Below are 16,589 nucleotides of genomic sequence, written 5' to 3'. Positions count from 1 at the left end.
AGGCCATCATGGGCTATCACGGCTGTTGGGCATACACCGGATAGTCCACATACCCCGCCTCTGTCCCGCCATACAAGCCTTCGGCCTTCAACGCATTCAATGGCCAGCCATTGAACAGCCGCTGGGGCAAGTCCGGGTTGGCAATGAAGGGCCGTCCAAAGGCGATCAGGTCCGCCAACCCGGTCTCTACCAGCCGTGCGCCGCGCTCGGCGGTGTAGCGGCCGGCGTAGATGATCCTGCCGCTGAAGGTGCGGCGCACGGCCTGGCGGAAAGTCTCGGGCAGGTCGGGCGCGTTGTCCCAGTCGGCTTCGGCGATGGACACATAGGCGATGCCCGACGCTTCCAGCACTTTGATCGCTTCGATATAGGTAAGGTGCGGGTCTTCTTCCACCAGGCCGATGTAGACCCGGTCCTGGTCGGTGCCACTGAACAGCGGCGAAAAGCGCACGCCCAGGCGCTCCGGCCCCACCACCTTGCACACCGCTTCGACAATCTCGCGCAGCAAGCGCAGGCGATTGTCCAGCGAGCCGCCGTACTCATCCTCACGCAGGTTGGAATGGGCCGAGATGAACTGGTTGACCAGGTAGCCGTTGGCCGCGTGGATTTCCACACCGTCGAACCCGGCGTCCAGGGCATTGCGTGCAGCCTGGGCGTAGTGCCCCACCAGCTCTTCGATTTCCAGCGCGGTCAAGGCGCGGGGTACCGGTGGCTGCACCAGTTCACCCACACCCGGCCCGGTTTCAATGAAGGCTTTGGCTTGCAACGCCGCCAGTGCAGACGGCCCCACCGGTGCACCACCGTCGGGTTGCAGCGCGTGATGGGACACCCGCCCCACATGCCATAGCTGGGCGAAGATCACACCGCCCTCGTCATGCACCGCTGCGGTGACTTTGCGCCAACCCTGGATTTGCGCCGGTGTATGGATACCCGGCGTCCACGCGTAGCCCTGGCCCCGGGGTTCGATCTGCGTCCCCTCGCTGACCATGAACCCGGCACTGGCCCGCTGACGGTAATACTCGGCCATCAGGTCGGTGGCGATATTACCCGGCTGGGCGCTGCGCTGGCGGGTCAGCGGCGGCAGTACGACACGGTTGTTCAAGCGGTGATGCCCCAGCTTGATCGGGGTGTTCAGGATGCAGTCAGGCACGGCGATATTCCAAATTCAGGACGAACGAAAACCGTGGCAACTCCTGGGAGTCGCCACCGTGTAGATCGGTTGATTAACTTAAGCGCAGAGTGTCAGCAGGGCCTTGGCCACTTCGCTGGAGCTGCCTGGGTTTTGCCCAGTCACCAGCAAGCCATCGACGAGGACGAAGGATTGCCAGTCAGCGCCCTTCTCATACTGGCCGCCCAGTTTTTTGAATTCATCTTCAATCAGGAACGGCACGACTTCAGTCAACTGCACAGCGGCCTCTTCCGAGTTGGAGAACCCGGTGACGCGGCGGCCCTTGATCAACGGCTCACCGTTAACCGCCTTGACGTGACGCAAGGCACCCGGTGCATGGCACACAAAGCCGATGGGCTTGCCGGCCCGCTCGAAGGCTTCGATCAGCGCGATGGACACCGGCGACTCCGCCAGGTCCCACAGCGGGCCGTGGCCGCCTGGGTAGAACACGGTGTCGAAGTCGGCGGCGTTGACCGAGTCCAGCTTCACGGTGGTCGCCAAGGCTTGCTGCGCAGCCGAGTCTTTACCGAAGCGCTCGGTCTGCTCGGTTTGCGCATCCGGTTCATCGCTCTTGGGGTCCAGCGGCGGCTGGCCGCCGGCCGGGGAAGCCAACACCACTTCGGCGCCAGCGTCCTTGAACGCGTAATAAGGTGCGGCGAATTCTTCGAGCCAGAAGCCGGTCTTGCGCCCGGTATCGCCAAGCTGGTCGTGAGAGGTCAGTACCATTAATACTTTCATTTTCCAGTGCCTCGGTCGGTGTGAATAACAGTTGTCTCATGTTAGGCAGCGAGGCAGTGGCTCACAATGTCATATCCGCAAGGATTGCGGACATGCACCAAAGTCGGTTGCCGTTTGCCGGGCACGCGCCGACAATCGCCTCTCCCCCGCCCCTTGGAGAGATGCAATGCACAGCGTTGCGCTGATGGTTTACCCGAATTTCCAGTCGTTGAGCCTCAGCCTGGGCTCGGTGTTCGAGTGCGCCAACCTGCTGCGCGGCGAGCCGGCCTATGAGTTTCACCTGGTGTCGGAAAGCGGCGGCGCCGTGATGACCTCCCAGGGTTTTTCGGTGAACACCAGCGCGCTGCGCCCAGAGGGCTATGACACCTTGATTGTCAGCGGCTACCTGGAGTTTCGCCTGCCCGAAGCCAACCTGCTGGAGCTGGTCGAGGCCGCGTCCGCGCAGTCGCGCCGGGTGGCGTCCTTATGCATGGGCATCTTTGTACTGGCCGAGGCAGGCCTGCTGGCGGGCAAGCGCACCACCACCCACTGGATCCATGCGCCGGCATTTCGCAAACGCTACCCGGATATCCACCTGGAAGAAGACAAGTTGTTCATTGTCGACGGCCAGGTGTGGACCGGTGCGGGCATGAGCGCCGGGGTCGACCTGGCGCTGGCGATGGTGGAGGACGACCTGGGCAGCGGCCTGGCCCGGCGCATTGCACGCAAGCTGGTGATTGCCCAGCGCCGCGGCAGCGAGCAGTCGCAACTGTCGGCCTTGCTGGAACTGGACCCAAAGTCCGACCGCGTGCAGTTGGCCCTGGCCTATGCCCGTGAAAACCTCACCCATGATTTGTCGGTGGACGCCCTGGCCGACGTTGCCCGGCTCAGCCCCCGCCAGTTCAGCCGGGTGTTTCGCGAAGAAACCGGTCAAACCCCAGCCAAAGCCATCGAAGCCCTGCGGGTGGAAGCTGCGCGGGCGATGATGGAAATCAGCCGTCACCCGGTAGAGGTGGTGGCCCGCGAAACCGGGTTTGGTGATCGCGAACGCATGCGCCAGGCGTTCCTCAGGGCCTTCGGGCAGCCGCCCCAGGCGATGCAGCAGGCTTTTAATGCAGCGATGCCCGGGTAATCAGGTAGTTCACCAACTGCGGGTCATCGTCCAATTCAATGCTCTGCACCGGGCGCGGCAGGTTATCCAGCACGGTGCGCCAGAACGCCTGGGACACCTCGTCCTGATCATAGAAACGCACCAACCAATTGGCCGCGCCGCTGCACAGCACCTGGCTGGCAATTGCGCGGCCAATGCCTTTACGGCGGTAGCGCTTGAGGATGAACAGGTCGGCCAGTTCCAGGGCGTCGATGCCCGGCAGTTCGCTGCCTTCGATCAACAGGAAGCCGGCGATGTAGCCGTCTACCAGCAGCAGGTTGGCGCTCCATTGCGGGTCGCTCCAGTAGCGGGCCAAGTGTTCGTCATGGATGTAGAAACGCCCATCGGCCTCGACATCTTCCTGTTCCCAGTCCGAAGACTCGTAGGCGTAGTACTGGTAAAGATTGCGGATCAGTTCGGCTTCTTCGGGGCCGGTCTGGATCAATTCGACGGTGGTTTCAGGCATGGGGCTCTCGGTGGAAAAACGCAGGGCGCCATTGTTCACAAAAGTGCAGCCCACGCCAATGGCCTGGCGAATCCTTTCTATTGGCTGAACCGATTGCAAATAGCGATTGCCCTGGCCGAAATCCTGAAACATTTAGAATAAACTTCGCCGGTTCCCCCTTTTGCTCAAGGACACGTATTTTGACCAACGTCTGTACCGCCGGCCTGGATGTGGGCTTTGCCTCCCTGGATTACCTGCAGATCTTCATCCTGGGCGTGATCCAGGGCATTACTGAATTGCTGCCGGTGTCATCCACCGCCCATATGCGCGTGGTACCCGCCCTGCTCGGCTGGCAAGACCCTGGCTCGGCGTTTTCCGCAGCCATGCAATTGGCGGCGTTGGCAGCAGTGGTCAGTTACTTCTGGCGCGATGTGCGCCAGGTCACCACGGGCAGCATCAGTGCGGTGCGCCGGGGCGACTACAACGACCGCTGGTTCAAGCTCGCCGTGGCAATTGTGCTGGCAACCGTCCCGATTGGCATTGCGGGGCTGGCGTTGTCGTCGACCTTGAATGCCTGCAACTCGCCATTGCGCGGGCTGATGGTGATCGGCATTTCCTGCGTGGTGATGGCGGTGCTGCTGGCAGTGGCCGAACTGCGTGCCCGGCATACACGCGACGTGAGCCAAATGCGCCTGCGCGATGCCCTGATCGTGGGGGTTGCACAGATTGGCGCGTTGATACCGGGCGTATCGCGTTCGGGCTCCACGTTGACCGCGGCGCTGTTCCTGAATTTCAAACGCGAAGAAGCGGCGCGGTTTTCCTTCCTGTTAGGCTTGCCGGCCATCGCCCTGGCCGGTTTGAAAGAGTTGTGGGTGCTGCTGCGCGCCGACCTGCCCGCCCACGCCTGGCCGCACTTGATCTTTGGCCTGGTGGTGGCCAGCATCTCGGCGTTCTTTGCCATCTGGGGCCTGATGAAATTTCTGGAGCGTTTCTCCACCTGGCCGTTCGTGATCTACCGTGCGCTGCTGGGGATCTTCCTGATTGTGGCGGTCAGCACCGGGTTGTTGAGTTAAGCCACCGGCTCGCGGTCGGCCAGCGCTTCGAGCAAGTCGGCCGAGGGCACGAAGAACAGGCCGCCGGTCACGGCCGTGCTGAAGTCGAGCAAGCGGTCGTAGTTGCCGGCCGGGCGGCCGACGAACATGTTCTCCAGCATCTGCTCCAACGGCTGCGGCGAGCGTGCATAGCCGATGAAGTAGGTGCCGAACTCCCCGGCACCAGGGCGGCCGAAGGGCATGTTGTCGCGCAGGATCTTCACCTCCTCGCCGTCCTCGTCAGTGATCACTGTCAGGGCGCTGTGGGAGTTGCTCGGCTTGGCGTCGTCGTCCAGTTCGATGTCCGACAATTTGGTGCGCCCGATCACCTTCTCTTGAGCCTCCACCGTCAAGCCATTCCACGCGGTCATGTTGTGCAGGTATTTCTGCACCAGCACATAGCTGCCGCCTTCGAACTCAGGGTCTTCATCGCCCACCAGGGTGAAGGCCTCGGCCTTGCGCCCCACCGGGTTCTCGGTGCCGTCGACGAAACCGATAATGCTGCGCATATCGAAGTAGCGAAAGCCCTGGACCTCATCGACCACCTTCACGCTATCACCCAGGGCGGCCATCAGTTGGGTTGCCAGCTCGAAACACAGGTCCATCTGCTCGGCACGGATGTGCAGCAGGATGTCACCTGGGGTCGACACCGCCTTGCGCCCTTGCACACCGAACTCGCGAAACGGATGCAAGGCCGCCGGGCGCGGCGCGCCGAACAGGCGGTCCCAGGCATCCGAGCCAAACCCGCAAACGCACGTCAGGTTGCCCGAGGGCACGCGCTTGCCTACCGAGCGCACCAGGCCTGCGATGTCGGCGCACCAGGCCCGCACGTTTTCAACCGCATCAGGCGCCAGGGTGGCGACCATGAAGATCGCGCTGCTGGTGATCGGGTGACACACCGATTGCGGTTCGAGCGGGGGACGGACGGGGCAGGTTTTCATGGGCATTCCACAGGCTGAGGGCGGTTTGAACCCGCGCAGATTAGCAGATCATCGATGGCAACTGGCCCACACCTGGCGAATCAGGGCTTTGAGCTTGAGCGCCTCGGCCCAGCGATCGGTGAGTTCGCGCCCCTGTGCGTCGGTAATCGCATAGGGTGGCGGGCCCAACTCGCAAGTGAAGGACAGGCTCTGCGGGGTGTCAGCGCGGCCCAGCCAGTGTTCGACCCCATAGCGCCACCAGCCGGTAAATCGCTCGACCCACGGTTGGTGCTGGGAAAAATCCAGGCCAACCTGCACCTGTTCGCTGCTGGCGATGCGGCCATGAAAGCCCCAGCTGTGACGCAGGATGGTGCGTATCTGTTCGTCGTCTTCCACACTGCCGGGCTCGGGCAACTCGCGGCCAACCACGTAGTGGGACAGGTCAGCGAGCAGTTTCAGATCGGGCATCTGTGCCAGCAGGTCGAGGGTGAACAACAGGTCGTTGGTGAGCCGATAACGGTGGGTTTCCAGCAAAATCTGGAAGTCCACCTGTTCGGCCAGGCGTTGCCAGCCGTCGATCAGCCTGGCCGCCTCTGCCTGGGTACGTGGGCGCACGTCGGCTTGCAAGGTGAGGTGGTGACAGCCGTAACGGCTGATCACCTCCAATGCCCTGGCCAGATCATCCACCGATTGCGGGAACAGTTGCCCTTCAATCTGCAGGCCACTGGCCGTGGCCGCCGCGTGCAGGCGCTGCACCGATGCCGGCGCCCAGTAATGGTCGGTGATGCCGTCATAACCGGCGGCGGCGATGCGGTCCAGTTGCGCTTCGAGGCTGCCGGGCTCGGTTTGCATGGCCCACATCGATTGGAATACTAACAACTGGCGCATGGTCAGCCTCGCAATAACAGCTTCAGGGATACCTCGGGGTCGGCCAGGCTGGCCGGGTTAAGCGGGATGTGGGCAGTGATCAAGTGCTCGCACAGCTTGATGTCCTTCGCTGCGCGGTGACCCATGGCCCAACCGCAGGCGCCTTGCAAACGGTGATGGTCGTCAAGGTAGAACAGCAGCAGGCCGCCGTCGGGCAATTGCCGGCGGACCATCAGTGCAGTCATCACCCCGACGGTGTACAAGCCCCACGCGTATTGATCGGACCAGAAACCCGGGATCGTCTCGAACGCCAACGCCTGCCCCAGCAGGTTCAACGCCGCGAGACGGCCCTGGGCTTCGGCGTTGCGCCAGGTTTCCTGGCGCTGATAAAGGCCCGCCAGGCGAAACTCGCACACATCCCCCGCCGCGTAGATATCCGCCACACTGGTGCGCAAGTACGCATCGACGCGAATGCCCTGCCCGACGTCCAAACCTGCCGCCGCGGCCATCTCGATGTTGGGCTGCATGCCAATGCCGACCACCACCAGGTCGCAGGGCAGCCGTTGCCCGTCGACCAGTTGCACGGCGTCGGCGTGGATGCACTCCAGGGCGACGTTCAAACGCACGTCCACACCCTGCTCACGGTGCAATGCCAGCAACGCGTCACTGATCACCGGCGGCAACACCCGCCCTGCCAGCCGTGGCCCGGCTTCCAGTAGCGTCACCTCGCAGCCCAGGCCCCGCGCCGTCGCTGCCACCTCCAGGCCGATAAAACCACCGCCAACCACCACCAGCCTGGCGCCTGGCTTTAATTCATTGCGCAAGACCAACGCGTCATCATGGGTGCGCAGGTAAAACACGTTGGCCTGCTCCTGGGGCAAACGCCGCGCCCGGCCTCCGGTGGCCAGCAGCAGGCCGGCATAGCTCAACCACTGGCCGTCGGCCAATTGCAACCGGTGGTGCTGCGGCTCCAGGCGGCTGACCGGGTTGGCGGCGATATGCTCTACCTCGAGCGCCGCCAACTGCTGGCTGTCGCACAGGCTGCATTGCGCCAAGTCGGTCGAGCCTTGCAGCAAGCCCTTGGACAACGGTGGCCGCTCGTAGGGCAAGTGCGCTTCATCGCCAATCAGGATCAGGCGCCCGCTGTAACCTTCGTCACGCAGGGTCAGTGCCGCACGGCCACCAGCATGGCCGGCGCCGACGATGATCAGGGGAGCGTTCATTCTTCGGCCGTGACGGCGAGCAGTACCCGCCCCGCATCTACCCGCACGGGGTAGGTCTTGAGGTTGACGCACACCGGCGCGCCCAGGGCCTTGCCGGTGCGGTAATCAAAGCGTCCGTTGTGCTTGGGGCATTCGATCACATGGTCCATCACCAGGCCGTCGGCCAGGTGGATTTTCTCGTGGGTGCACAGGCCGGCGGTGGCGAAGAATTCGTTATCGGCTGAACGGAACACCGCGTAGGTCTGCGCGCCGTGGTCGAAGCGCAGCACGTCTTCTGCTTCTATTTCGCCCACGGCGCAGACGTCGATCCATTGATCGTTCATGCATTTATCTCCAATGACTGGCTTTCAGTCTGTGGCGAGCGAGCTTGCTCGCCACGGGTGGGGCGCTGGACGAAATAGCTGGGGTCTCTGCGCTGGCGCCAGATCGTCGGAATGATTTCCTGGTAGGCCTGCCACAGGTTGGCATACGGCGGCGGGCAGTCGCTGCGGATCTCTTCGTGCAGTTGACTGAGCGCGTGGTAAGGCACCATCGGGTACATGTGGTGTTCGAGGTGGTAGTTCATGTTCATGTAGATAAAGCGCAACACGCGGTTCATGTAGATGGTGCGGCAATTGCTACGGTGGTCGAGCACATCTTCGGCCAGGCCCACGTGTTGGCTGAGACCAAACAGGTAGCCGAGCCACGCGCCGTAGAGGCTGGGCAGGCCCACCAGCATCAGCGGCAACCCGCTGTGCAGGTACAGCGCGGTGCCGATGATCAGGGCGTAGATGCCGACCCAGATACGCGCATCTCGGTACACCTTGGGCCACTCGGATTCGGGGATGAAGTCCTGCTCCTGGGCACTCATTCGCCCGAACGTATGGCGGGCCACGCCGCTGAAGGTCTTCCAGGCCAGGGGTAGGTTGAACAGACTGAGGGCCATCATCCATAAGCTCGGCGGGCGCGGTTCAACGATCTCCGGGTCGCGACCGACGACAATGGTGTCGGTGTGATGGCGGGCATGGCTCCAGCGCCACACGTGGGGTTCGAAGAGGCACATGAAGCTCGCCACCTGATACAGCGCATCGTTCATCCAGCGGGTCTTGAACGCCGTGCCGTGGCCGGTTTCGTGCCAGCGCGGGTTGGAGGCCGTGCCGTAGAGCACACCGTAGGCGATAAAGAATGGCACGCAGGCCCAAGTGCCCCAGAACCAGTAGCCGCCGACACCGGTGGCCAACAACGTCGAGAACCACAGGGCGGTGTCGCGCAAGGCCGGGCCGTCACGGCGTTGCATCAGGGCTTTCATGCGATTGCGCGGGATGGGCGACTGGTACCAACGGGCCGAGACCAGGCCCTTGTCGGCGGCGCGGGCCGCTTCAGGGCCGGTGAGGCTGTAGTCGCGCCGAGCGCGGTGAGCGGTGTGTCCAGGCATTGTTATTGTTCTCCGCAAGCGTGGGTTTCAGGGGCTTTGCGAAACCAACGATAGAGTGCGGCTAAATCACCCTCAAGGCCTTGAATCCATTCCCTATCAAGCTATCATCCAGGCCCAGCGGGGCTTGATAGTTTTCTATCAAGACGCTCAAGGGGCCTGCCATGCACAACAACAAACGCCCAACCATCGCCACCGTCGCCGCCCATGCGGGGCTCAGCGTAGCCACCGTCGACCGCGTATTGAACGCCCGCGCGCCGGTCAACCCCGGCACCGCCGAACAGGTGTTCCAGGCCGCCGAAGCGGTGGGCTATTTCGCCGCACGGCTGATCGGCCAGCGCATTCGCGAACGTCGGCCCACCTACCGTTTCGGCGTGCTGTTGCTGGGGACCGCCCAAGCCTTCTATGCGCAGTTGGCCCACGCCATTAGCGAGGCAGCGCAGCATCACGCCACCGCTAACCTGAGCTGCCAGTTCGACTACATCAACGACCGCACGCCCGGCGTCATCGTCGCGCAAATCGAACAACTGGCCGTGCAGTGCGACGCCCTCGCGGTGGTCAGCTTCGCCCATCCGTTGATCAACGCCTGCCTGGCGCAGATTCGTGAAGCAGGCGTGCCGGTGGTTGCCCTGCTTTCGGATATCCATGAACACGCTGCCGAACCCTATGTAGGCCAGAACAACCACGTGGTCGGGCGCACCATGGGCTGGCTGCTGGCGCGCACCTGCGGCGCACGCAAAGGCAGCGTGGGCATCCTGTTGGGCGGCCATCGTTTCCTCGGCCATCAGGCACGGGTCGAGGGCTTGCACAGCTACCTGGCCGAACACGCGCCGGGGCTCAAACCGTTGGAGCCGCTGATCAACCTGGACAACTGCGACATCACCGAAGAAGCCACCCTCGATCTGCTCAGCCGCCATACCGATTTGCGTGGGTTATGTGTGGTCGGCGGTGGTGGCGACGGCGTGATCAACGCCCTGGCGCAACTGCCCAAGCGCCCGGCGCTGTGCTGCATCCTGCAAGAGTCCACGCCGTTGTCGCGTCAGGCATTGAGCAACGGCTTGATTGATGTGGTGATGGACTCGCAGCCACGGCAAACGGCCGTGGCGCTGGTGGAGTTGCTGGTGCGCTTGCAGAGTGATGAGGGGTTTGACCCATTGAGGCACCGCGTGCATATACCGCCGCAGATAGTGACCCCGGAAAACATGTCACCTGATTAATGACGATCAAAAGTGTGGGAGCGGGCTTGCTCGCGAATGCAGTGTGTCAGTTAACCTATTCTTTACTGACCCACCGCATTCGCGAGCAAGCCCGCTCCCACATTTTTTACGGTGCCAGGACTTAATCCAAATCGCTGGCGCTATGCCGCTCGGGCAACTGTTCCTCACCCGACACCCGGTTCACCCGCCGCCCGCGCTGCACCGCCGGCCGGGCGTCAATTGCGTCGGCCCAGCGCAGCACGTGCTTGTATTCATGCACAGAGAGAAACTCCGCCGAGTCGCCATACAAGCGGCCTTTGACCAACCCACCGTACCAAGGCCATATCGCGATGTCGGCAATGGTGTATTCATCCCCGGCAATGTATTGGCTGACCGCCAGGCGCTTATCCAGCACATCCAGTTGGCGCTTGGTCTCCATGGCGAAGCGGTTGATCGGGTATTCCATCTTGCTCGGCGCATAGGCATAGAAATGCCCGAAGCCGCCCCCCAGGTAAGGCGCGCTGCCCATCTGCCAGAACAGCCACGACAGGCATTCAGCCCGGGCCGCAGGCTCCATGGGCAGGAATGCACCGAACTTCGCGGCCAGGTACTGCAGAATCGCGCCCGATTCGAACACGCGAATCGGCGTGGCGCCGCTGTGGTCCATCAGCGCTGGAATCTTCGAGTTCGGGTTCACCGCCACAAAGCCACTGCCGAACTGGTCGCCGTCGCCGATCTTGATCAGCCAAGCATCGTATTCGGCGCCGCTGTGCCCCAGGGCCAGCAGTTCTTCCAGCAGGATCGTGACCTTCTGCCCATTGGGCGTGGCCAGGGAGTATAACTGCAGCGGGTGCTTGCCCACCGGCAGCGGCTTTTCGTGGGTGGCGCCGGCGATGGGCCGGTTGATGCTGGCGAAGGTGCCGCCGCTTTCGGTGTCCCAGGTCCAGACTTTGGCAGGTACGTACTCGGTCATAATCAATGCTCCAGAGGCGCTTGTGATCCACTAAGCGTTCCAGACTAAACCAAAGGTTGATGACTCGTCTCACCTATCAGCATGGAAGATCCGGCATGAACGAGCGACTCGACGACCTCCTCGCCGACCACTTGCACGTACTGTTCTGCGGCATCAACCCTGGCAAGGGCTCGGCAGCCCTCGGCCTGCATTTTGCCAATCGCAGCAACCGCTTCTGGCGCACCGTGCATTTGGCCGGTTTCACGCCCCATGAAATCCGCCCGCAAGACGGTGCCACCTTGCTGCACTACGGTTGCGGATTGACCACCTTGGTGGCACGTCCAACGGCCAGTGCAGGCGAGTTGGCGCGGCATGAGTTCCAGGACGCGGCGGCGGCGTTCGAACACAAGATCCGCCGCCATGCCCCGCGCTTCGTCGCGTTCCTCGGCAAGCCCGGCTATAGCGCGCTGAGCGGCCAGCGCGAGGTCGCCTGGGGTTTGCAAGCGCAGCCACTGGGCGGGGCCTCGGTCTGGGTGCTGCCCAACCCCAGCGGGCGCAACCTGGCGTTCAGCCTCGATCAATTGGTGCAGGCGTATCGGCTGCTGCACAACGCCGTTGCGCAATCCAGGCCCGCGCCCTTAATCTCGTGAGCCCAACACCCTGTAAGCAATGGAGGCTGCATGAAACTGGTCGGAATGCTGGACTCGCCCTACGTACGCCGCGTGGCTGTTTCCCTGGAGTTATACGGGGTGGACTTTGTTCATGAACCGCTTTCGGTGTTCAGCACTTACGCTGAATTTGCCCAGATCAACCCGGTAGTCAAGGCCCCGACCCTGATGCTGGACGATGGCACGGTGCTGATGGATTCGAGCCTGATCCTCGATTACCTGGAAGCGCTGGCGCCGGCTGACAAGAAGCTGCTGCCCCAACAACCGGCGGCACGCGCCCGCGACCTGCAACTGCTTGGGCTCGCGCTGGCGGCCTGTGAAAAAAGCGTGCAGATCGTCTATGAACACAACCTGCGCCCCGCCGAAAAGCTGCATGCGCCATGGCTTGAGCGCGTTACCGGGCAATTGCTGGCGGCCTATACGTTGCTGGACAAGCAACTGGCGGGCAATGAAGCGCTGACCCAGGCGTCGATTACCGCAGCGGTCGCCTGGTCGTTCAGCCAGTTCACCGTGGCCTCGGTGGTGAAGGCCGATGCGTTCCCCAACCTCAAGCGCCATGCTGAACGCCTGGAGCAGCACCCGGCGTTCAAGCGTTACCCCATCGAGTAAGCACCACAATTTAACTGTGGGAGCGGGCTTGCCCGCTCCCACACTCGATGTGCATCATTCTGAAAGTCGCGTGTTATACCCACCCGCCGTCAACGATAAAGTTCTGCGCCGAGCACATCGCCGAGGCATCCGAGGCCAAAAACAGCGCCATGTTGGCGATGTGTTCTGGCATCACGCTGCCGGGCAGGCACTGGCTGCGGGCGATGAGTTCCTTGGCGGCGTCGTCGACCCACATGGCCAGTTGTTTTTCGGTCATCACCCAACCCGGCACCAAGGTGTTGACGCGAATACGGTTGGGCCCCAGCTCACGCGCCAGGGCTCGGGTCATGCCGTGGGCGGCGGCCTTGCTGGCGGCGTATACGGGGTAGCCGGCCGAGGCCATCATCCAGCCCACCGAGCCCAGGTTGATGATCGAGCCGCTACCGGCCTCCTTCATCATGGGCACCACCGCCTTGGCGGCAAAGAAGGCGTGCTTGAGGTTGACCGCAATCAGCTGGTCGAACATGTGCGAGTCGATTTCTTCCAGGCTGTGGCGCACATCGTTCGCTGCGTTGTTGACCAGTACCGTGATCGGCCCCAGGGAATGCTCGAAGCGCCCGATCGCCGCGCGGTAGCCGATCTCGTCGGTGATATCGCAGCACTCGAACTCGACACTGTGCCCTTTGGAGTTGAGCAGCGCCGCCAAGCGTTCACCCTGGCTCTGTGCACGGTCCACAAACGCCACCTTGGCACCCTGCGCGGCGAAGGCACGCACCATGAACTCGCCAATCCCCGACGCCCCGCCGGAAACCAGCACGGTTTTGTCCTTGAGGTCGGGATAAATTGCTTGCTGGGTAGTCATAACAATCAGTGCTCCGCTTAATTAGTCTTATTTTATTTTGCAAGAACGGCGTTAAAGGCTATAAATCTGCTGTCATATCGACAAAATATCTCAAATTAGTAGAACTATTCCAGCAAAACAACAAAAGGAAGTTCGACCATGAAGCACCCTCGATACCTGCTGTCCGGCCTCGCGCTGTCCATGCTGATCGCCAGCGGTGGCGCGCACGCCGCCGGCCTTAGCAGCGAACACAAACCCTTCGGCAAAACCAACGATGGCACCGCCGTCGAACAGTACGTGTTGCGCAACAGCCATGGCATGCAAGCCACGGTGATCACCTACGGCGGCGTGCTGCAGTCGCTAAAAGTGCCAGACAAACACGGCAAGCTCGACGACGTGGTGCTGGGCTTCGATGACGTGCAAGGCTATCAAGGCGGTACCGCGTTTTTCGGCGCGACCATTGGCCGCTTCGGCAATCGACTGGCCGGCGGCGCCTTCGAACTCGACGGCAAACGCTACCAGGTACCGCTCAACGACGGCCCTAACTCATTGCATGGCGGCGCCCAGGGCTTCGACAAGCAGGTGTGGCAAGCCAAATCGGTCAAGGACAAGGATTCGGTGGGCGTCACCCTCACCTACCTGTCCAAAGATGGGGAAATGGGCTTTCCGGGCAACTTGAAAACCGAGGTCACCTACCGCCTCAACGACCACAACGAACTGCACATCGACTACACCGCCACCACCGACAAACCGACGGTGCTCAACCTCACCAACCACAGCTACTTCAACCTGGCCGGCGCGGGCAACGGCGACATTCTCAAGCAGGTCGCCACCTTGCACGCCAGCCACTACACACCGGTGAATGCCACCTTGATTCCCACCGGCGAACTGGCGCCGGTCAAGGGCACGCCCATGGACTTCCTGAAGCCTACCGCCATCGGCCAGCACATCAAGGACGACCATCCGCAGCTCAAATTCGCCGAGCCCAAACAAGGTGGCTTCGACTTCAACTGGGCGCTGGATACCAAAGGGGACGTCAAGCAACTGGCCGCCGAGGTGCATGATCCTGAATCAGGCCGACGTTTGCAGCTCTACACCACAGAGCCTGGCGTACAGTTCTATACCAGCAACTTCCTGGACGGTTCGGTGAAGGGCAAAGGCGGCAAGACGTACCAGCACTGGAGTGGGTTTACCTTGGAGACCCAGCATTTTCCGGATGCGCCTAACCAGCCGAGCTTTGCTTCAACGCGTTTGAATCCAGGGCAGACTTACACCCAACACACTATTTTCAAGTTCACCGCTGATTAAATTGTGGGAGCTGGCTTGCCTGCGATGGCGGTGGCACAGGCTACTCAATTATTGCCTGAACCAACGCTATCGCAGGCAAGCCAGCTCCCACATTGGTTTTTCACAGCGCCTGGGTTCAGCGTTGTTTCATGCGGTCGATGACCACGGCCAACAGCAGGATCGAACCGCGGATCACATACTGGTAAAAGGTATCGATGTTCTTCAGGTTCATCGCATTCTCGATGATCGCCAGAATCAACACCCCGGCGATCACATGGCGGATCATGCCGATGCCGCCGCTCAGCGACACCCCACCCAGCACGCAGGCCGAGATCACCGTCAGCTCGAAGCCCTGGCCGATCATCGGCTGGCCGGAGGTCATGCGCGAAGCCAGGATCACCCCGGCCAAGGCGCCGATCAGGCCATGGATGGCGAAGATCAGGATCTTGGTGCGGTCAACGTTCACGCCCGCCAGCAGCGCCGCCTCCGGGTTACCGCCGATGGCCATGGTGTTGCGCCCATAGGTGGTGTAGTTGAGCAGCCAGCCGAAGAACAGGAAGCAGACAATGGTGATCAGGATCGGCACCGGCACGCCGAACAATTGGCCGTTGCCGAACACGAAAAATTGCTCCTGGGACACGCCTACCGCCTTGCCGTCGGCAAAAATGTAAGCCAGGCCGCGCACGATCTGCATGGTCGCCAGGGTAGTGATCAAGGCGTTGACCCGCAGCTTGGCGATCACGATGCCATTGATCAGCCCCACCATCAGGCCCATCAGCAGCGCTGCACCAATGCCCAGCATCACGCTGTCGGTATCGCGCATTACAATCGCCGCAACTACCCCGGCGCAGGCGATCACCGAGCCTACCGACAGGTCGAAGTGCCCCGAGGCCAGGCAGAACAGCATGGTGCACGCGGCAATACCGACAGTCGAAATCGCCAGGCCCAAGCCGCGCATGTTGAGCGCAGAGAGGAAGTTATCGATCAGCAGCGCGCACAGTACGAAGATGCCCACCGCCGCCAAGAGCATCGCCCAGTTATCGAGCAATGCACGCATATCGAGGGGTTTGCGTGCCGAGGGCAACGCGTTGTTTTGAATGGTCATGGTCGTCTCTCAGTTCGCCAGGCCGCGTGACAAGGCCAGTTGCAGCAGGTTGGATTCAGTCGCGTGCTCGCGCAGTTGTTCGCCGCGCAGGGCGCCTTCGCACAGCACCAGGATGCGGTCAGAGATGCCCATCACCTCCATCAGGTCGCTGGACACCACGATCACCGCAATGCCACTGGCCGCCAGGTTATGGATGATCTGGTAGATCTCCGACTTGGCGCCGATGTCGATACCGCGAGTGGGTTCGTCGAGCAGCAACACCTTCATCGGCATCGACAGCCAGCGGCCAAGAATGGCTTTCTGTTGGTTGCCGCCGGACAGGTACAGGATCTTCTGCGCCGCGTTCGGCGTTTTGACCCGCATCGCCTGGATCTGTCGGTCGGCGTTGCCTTTCTCCCAGCCTTCGCGCAACAGCCAGCCAAAGGTGGAATGGGCACCACGGGCGCTGATGTTGATGTTTTCAGCGACGCTGCCCAGCGGGATGATGCCCTCTTTCTTGCGATCCTCCGGACACAGCAATACCCCGGCGGCGATGGCGTCCCGGGGTGAGCGCAGTTGCAGCGCGTGCCCGCACAGTTCCAGGCTGCCGGCACTGGCGCGCTCTAACCCACTGAGCAGGCGAAACAGCTCGGTACGCCCCGCGCCCACCAGCCCGAACAGGCCCAGGATCTCGCCCTTGCGCACCTGGAAACTGATCGGTTCACGCAGGCCAGGACCGAGCAAGCCGTCCACCTTGAGCGCCACTTCGCCTTGCTCTCGCGGGCGGTAATCGTAGATGTCCTGAATATCGCGACCGACCATGCAAGTCACCAACTGGTCGTGGGTCAGCGTGCTCATGTCCTCGAAGGTGCGCACGTAGCGGCCGTCCTTGAACACCGTCACTGCGTCACAGATACGGAACACTTCTTCCATACGGTGCGACACGTAGAGCACCACTTTGCCCTCGTCGCGCAGGCGCGTGAT

18 protein-coding genes are annotated in these 16,589 nt (G+C 62.1%); 6 read left to right on the top strand and 12 right to left on the bottom strand.

Features of this window, described 5'->3' with window-relative positions:
* Positions 1-16: 16 nt before the first annotated feature.
* Together BT199_RS25580 and BT199_RS25575 are read right to left on the bottom strand one after the other, a co-directional pair.
* On the bottom strand, positions 17-1,147 hold the full coding sequence (locus tag BT199_RS25580; RefSeq protein WP_058410443.1) for an alkene reductase: 1,131 nt from the start codon (positions 1,145-1,147) through the stop codon (positions 17-19).
* A gap of 78 nt (positions 1,148-1,225) precedes the next feature.
* Positions 1,226-1,903, bottom strand: coding sequence for a type 1 glutamine amidotransferase domain-containing protein (locus tag BT199_RS25575; RefSeq protein WP_019817311.1), 678 nt, complete (start codon positions 1,901-1,903; stop codon positions 1,226-1,228).
* 166 nt (positions 1,904-2,069) lie between these two features.
* Between BT199_RS25575 and BT199_RS25570 the strand changes: the two genes are divergently transcribed.
* Positions 2,070-3,014: a GlxA family transcriptional regulator gene (locus tag BT199_RS25570; RefSeq protein ID WP_072435718.1), complete on the top strand. Its 945-nt coding sequence runs from the start codon at positions 2,070-2,072 to the stop codon at positions 3,012-3,014.
* Here BT199_RS25570 and BT199_RS25565 read toward each other — a convergent pair.
* Positions 2,992-3,630: a GNAT family N-acetyltransferase gene (locus BT199_RS25565; RefSeq protein WP_019817313.1), complete on the bottom strand. Its 639-nt coding sequence runs from the start codon at positions 3,628-3,630 to the stop codon at positions 2,992-2,994. The two genes, BT199_RS25570 and BT199_RS25565, sit on opposite strands and share 23 nt — an antisense overlap.
* A 47-nt stretch (positions 3,631-3,677) precedes the next feature.
* Between BT199_RS25565 and BT199_RS25560 the strand changes: the two genes are divergently transcribed.
* Entirely contained in the window at positions 3,678-4,550 is an 873-nt protein-coding gene (locus tag BT199_RS25560; protein WP_038449834.1) for an undecaprenyl-diphosphate phosphatase, read from the top strand.
* Here the strand turns inward: BT199_RS25560 and BT199_RS25555 are convergent.
* From BT199_RS25555 to BT199_RS25535, 5 genes are read right to left on the bottom strand one after another with little or no spacing between them, the layout of a single operon-like run.
* The gene (locus BT199_RS25555; RefSeq protein ID WP_019817314.1) at positions 4,547-5,509 is read right to left on the bottom strand and encodes a Dyp-type peroxidase; all 963 of its coding nucleotides are present in this window, start codon (positions 5,507-5,509) and stop codon (positions 4,547-4,549) included. The genes BT199_RS25560 and BT199_RS25555 overlap by 4 nt on opposite strands.
* 48 nt (positions 5,510-5,557) lie before the next feature.
* Positions 5,558-6,376 carry a sugar phosphate isomerase/epimerase family protein gene (locus BT199_RS25550; RefSeq protein WP_072435717.1) on the bottom strand — a complete coding sequence of 273 codons (819 nt, stop codon included), beginning with the start codon at positions 6,374-6,376 and terminating at the stop codon, positions 5,558-5,560.
* A 2-nt stretch (positions 6,377-6,378) separates the two neighbouring features.
* Positions 6,379-7,578 (bottom strand): NAD(P)/FAD-dependent oxidoreductase, encoded by a 1,200-nt coding sequence (locus BT199_RS25545; RefSeq protein WP_072435716.1) that lies wholly within the window; start codon positions 7,576-7,578, stop codon positions 6,379-6,381.
* Entirely contained in the window at positions 7,575-7,901 is a 327-nt protein-coding gene (locus BT199_RS25540) for a MocE family 2Fe-2S type ferredoxin (protein ID WP_019817317.1), read from the bottom strand. Before BT199_RS25540 ends, BT199_RS25545 begins: the two co-directional genes overlap by 4 nt.
* Positions 7,898-8,992, bottom strand: a complete 1,095-nt coding sequence (locus BT199_RS25535) for a fatty acid desaturase family protein (RefSeq protein WP_072435715.1) — start codon at positions 8,990-8,992, stop codon at positions 7,898-7,900. Before BT199_RS25535 ends, BT199_RS25540 begins: the two co-directional genes overlap by 4 nt.
* Positions 8,993-9,153: 161 nt before the next feature.
* On the opposite strand from BT199_RS25535, the gene BT199_RS25530 reads away from it, so the two are divergent.
* On the top strand, positions 9,154-10,206 hold the full coding sequence (locus BT199_RS25530; protein ID WP_072435714.1) for a LacI family DNA-binding transcriptional regulator: 1,053 nt from the start codon (positions 9,154-9,156) through the stop codon (positions 10,204-10,206).
* 121 nt (positions 10,207-10,327) lie between these two features.
* On the opposite strand, the gene yghU is transcribed toward BT199_RS25530, so the two are convergent.
* The gene (gene yghU, locus BT199_RS25525; RefSeq protein ID WP_072435713.1) at positions 10,328-11,158 is read right to left on the bottom strand and encodes a glutathione-dependent disulfide-bond oxidoreductase; all 831 of its coding nucleotides are present in this window, start codon (positions 11,156-11,158) and stop codon (positions 10,328-10,330) included.
* Positions 11,159-11,253: 95 nt separating this feature from the next.
* On the opposite strand from yghU, the gene mug reads away from it, so the two are divergent.
* Both mug and BT199_RS25515 read left to right on the top strand, forming a co-directional pair.
* Positions 11,254-11,787, top strand: coding sequence for a G/U mismatch-specific DNA glycosylase (mug, locus tag BT199_RS25520; RefSeq protein ID WP_072435712.1), 534 nt, complete (start codon positions 11,254-11,256; stop codon positions 11,785-11,787).
* 30 nt (positions 11,788-11,817) lie between these two features.
* A complete protein-coding gene (locus BT199_RS25515) occupies positions 11,818-12,414 on the top strand; it encodes a glutathione S-transferase family protein (RefSeq protein ID WP_072435711.1) in 597 nt (198 codons plus the stop codon).
* 73 nt (positions 12,415-12,487) lie between these two features.
* Here BT199_RS25515 and BT199_RS25510 read toward each other — a convergent pair whose 3' ends face one another.
* Positions 12,488-13,255: an SDR family NAD(P)-dependent oxidoreductase gene (locus tag BT199_RS25510; protein WP_014718077.1), complete on the bottom strand. Its 768-nt coding sequence runs from the start codon at positions 13,253-13,255 to the stop codon at positions 12,488-12,490.
* 138 nt (positions 13,256-13,393) lie between these two features.
* On the opposite strand from BT199_RS25510, the gene BT199_RS25505 reads away from it, so the two are divergent.
* Positions 13,394-14,542, top strand: a complete 1,149-nt coding sequence (locus tag BT199_RS25505; RefSeq protein WP_072435710.1) for an aldose epimerase family protein — start codon at positions 13,394-13,396, stop codon at positions 14,540-14,542.
* A 115-nt stretch (positions 14,543-14,657) separates the two neighbouring features.
* Here BT199_RS25505 and araH read toward each other — a convergent pair whose 3' ends face one another.
* On the bottom strand, positions 14,658-15,626 hold the full coding sequence (gene araH, locus BT199_RS25500; RefSeq protein ID WP_072435709.1) for an L-arabinose ABC transporter permease AraH: 969 nt from the start codon (positions 15,624-15,626) through the stop codon (positions 14,658-14,660).
* 9 nt (positions 15,627-15,635) lie between these two features.
* Positions 15,636-16,589 (bottom strand): ATP-binding cassette domain-containing protein (locus BT199_RS25495; protein WP_139271628.1); only part of this gene is annotated, 954 nt, incomplete at its 5' end.

The sequence above is a fragment of the Pseudomonas sp. NFR02 genome (genome assembly GCF_900119375.1).
Classification (GTDB): Bacteria; Pseudomonadota; Gammaproteobacteria; order Pseudomonadales; family Pseudomonadaceae; genus Aquipseudomonas; species Aquipseudomonas paracarnis.
The sequence above is the reverse complement of the archived record's forward strand: the minus strand, read 5'-3'. Positions and strand labels throughout refer to the sequence as shown.